We start from the raw sequence: 2285 nt of genomic DNA on the forward strand, positions 1-2285 counted from the left end.
TGTCGGCGGCGGTTGAACGCGGACCCACTCTGGTCGGTTGAATCGTGACCCGTGTGGCTTGTGGTTGGTGTGTTCAGCCGGTTTCTGTTGTGGCGGTGGGGACGCGTCCGAGTTGCCGTCCGCGCATCCGGTAGGAATCGCCTTTGAGGGAATGGACCTCGGCGTGGTGGACGAGGCGGTCGATCATCGCGGCGGCCACGGTCTCGTCGCCGAAGACCTCTCCCCAGCGTCCGAAGGGCTTGTTGCTCGTGACGATCACGGACGCGCGTTCGTATCGGTTCGAGATGAGCTGGAAGAACAGGTTCGCGGCCTCCGCCTCGAAGGGGATGTAGCCGACCTCGTCGACGACGATCAGCGGATAGCGGGACAGTTTGGTGAGCTCGGCCTGGAGGTGTCCGGCGTGGTGGGCGGCGGCCAGGCGGTCGACCCATTCGGCGGCGGTGGCGAACGCGACCCTGTGGCCGGCCTGGCAGGCGCGGACCGCGAGTCCGATCGCCAGGTGTGTCTTCCCGGTCCCCGGCGGTCCCAGAAAAACTGTGTTCTCTTTGCCGGTGATGAAGTCCAACGTGCCCAGATGCGCGAGCTGTTGGCGCGTTATGCCGCGCAGATGGGTGACGTCGAGTTCCTCGATCGTCTTGATCGCGGGGAAACGGGCGCCGCGGATGCGGGCCTCGCCGCCGTGGCTCTCACGGGCGGCGACTTCGCGCTGCAGGCAGGCGACCAGGAACTCGGCGTGGGTCCAGGATTCGGTGCGGGCCCGCTCGGCGAGGCGCTCGGCGGCGTCCAGCAGGGCCGGGGCCTTCATCGCGCGAGAGTAGAAGGCCAGGTCGGACGCGGTCTGCTCGCCGGTCCGGCCGCTGCCCGTCTTCGTAGTGACCGGTTTGGTGGCGGTGCGGGCCATTCAGGACACCCCGTCCCCGGTCTCGTTGCGGCCGGCGTCGCCCTCGATGAGGGTGAACACCCGGTCGTAGTCGGTCAGTTCGCGTTGCTCGACGTCGACCAGGCGGTCGGCAGCGGCCGTGGCGCGGAGTCGGGCGGCCTGGGCCGCGGTGTGGTGGCGGTACTCACCGCGCAGGGCAGCGGCGGTGCGGGCGTGATCGGGATCGGTGATGGTCTGGTGCTTGGCCCAGCAGCGGGCATGGCGGGCCACGACGGCCCCGCCGGGAGTGAGGATGGCGATGACCTCCTCGATGCTGGTGGTGACCTGGACTTTCTTGCCGATCGCCAAGGGGTGCACGGAGTAGTCGCAGGTGTCGACGCGGATGTAGTGGTCGCGTCCGATGCGGGTGAAGAAGCGCGACCAGCGGGGCGGATCGACGGGCGGGAGGGCGAGCATGCCGGCCCGGTCGGCCTCCCACCGCTCGATGGGACGAGTGCCCAGGGTGCGGTGGATGCGCCGGTTGGCGATGGCCAGCCACTGTTCGAGCTGGGTGTTGAAGTCGCCGGGTCCGCTGAAGGTGCGGCCGGGCAGAAAGCTCGTCTCGAGGTAGCCATTGGCCCTCTCGACCAGCCCCTTCGCTTCTGGATCACGGGGCCGGCAGAGGAAGATCTTGACCGCGAGGAGACCGGCGAAGGCGGCGAAGTCGACGGTGACCTTGCCCTGGCCGATACCGGCCTCGTTGTCCCAGACCAGCATTTTCGGCACCGCATTCCAGCCGGTCAGCAGCTGCCAGTGACCGTCGATCAGATCGCCTGTCATCCGGCTCGGCAGCATCCGTGCGGCGATGATCCTCGAGTAGCCCGAGACCATCACCAGCACCGGTGGCCGCCCGGACTGGCCATAGCCGAGCGGGATGTCCACCGGCGGGAACCACAGGTCGCACTGAGCCAGTTCGCCGGGCTGATACGTCGTGCGCGAGACCGGATCGACAGGGAGGTAGGCGGGCCGCAGCTCGCGGACGCGGTCCTTGAGAATCGTCATCCCGCGGTCCCAGCCGATCCGCTCCGCGATCACCGTCGCCGGCATCGTCGGGGTCTGTTTCAGCAGCTCACGGATCTGCGGTTCGACCGCGTCGACCGCCGAGCCCTTCAGCGGCCGGGAGTACACCGGCGGCCGGTCCGTGGCCAGCGCCCGTTTCACCGTGTTCTTCGAGATGCCCAGATGCCTTGCGATCGCCCTGATCGGCATCTCCTCGGCCCGGTGCAGCCTGCGGATCTCTGCCCAGTCCTCCACTTGGATCACCCTCTCCTCCCGATCTCCAATCAAGATCAGGTTGGTATGGATGCCACGAAGTGAGTCAGTTTTGATCCGCCGTCAGAGGGTCACCGTTCAGATGACGCCGACA

2 protein-coding genes are annotated in these 2285 nt (G+C 67.7%); both read right to left on the minus strand.

Annotated elements, in window-relative coordinates:
* Positions 1 to 73 precede the first annotated feature (73 nt).
* Positions 74 to 901 carry an IS21-like element helper ATPase IstB gene (gene istB / locus AB0I51_RS48315; RefSeq protein WP_362985897.1) on the minus strand — a complete coding sequence of 276 codons (828 nt, stop codon included), beginning with the start codon at positions 899 to 901 and terminating at the stop codon, positions 74 to 76.
* On the minus strand, positions 902 to 2182 hold the full coding sequence (gene istA / locus AB0I51_RS48320) for an IS21 family transposase (RefSeq protein WP_362985899.1): 1281 nt from the start codon (positions 2180 to 2182) through the stop codon (positions 902 to 904).
* Positions 2183 to 2285 lie beyond the last annotated feature (103 nt).

The sequence above is a fragment of the Streptomyces sp. NPDC050549 genome (assembly GCF_040655035.1).
Lineage (GTDB): Bacteria > Actinomycetota > Actinomycetes > Streptomycetales > Streptomycetaceae > Streptomyces.

Bases quoted from the DNA above. Each gene is read 5' to 3' on its own strand.
- istB (WP_362985897.1), bottom strand. From the start codon at position 901: ATGGCCCGCACCGCCACCAAACCGGTCACTACGAAGACGGGCAGCGGC.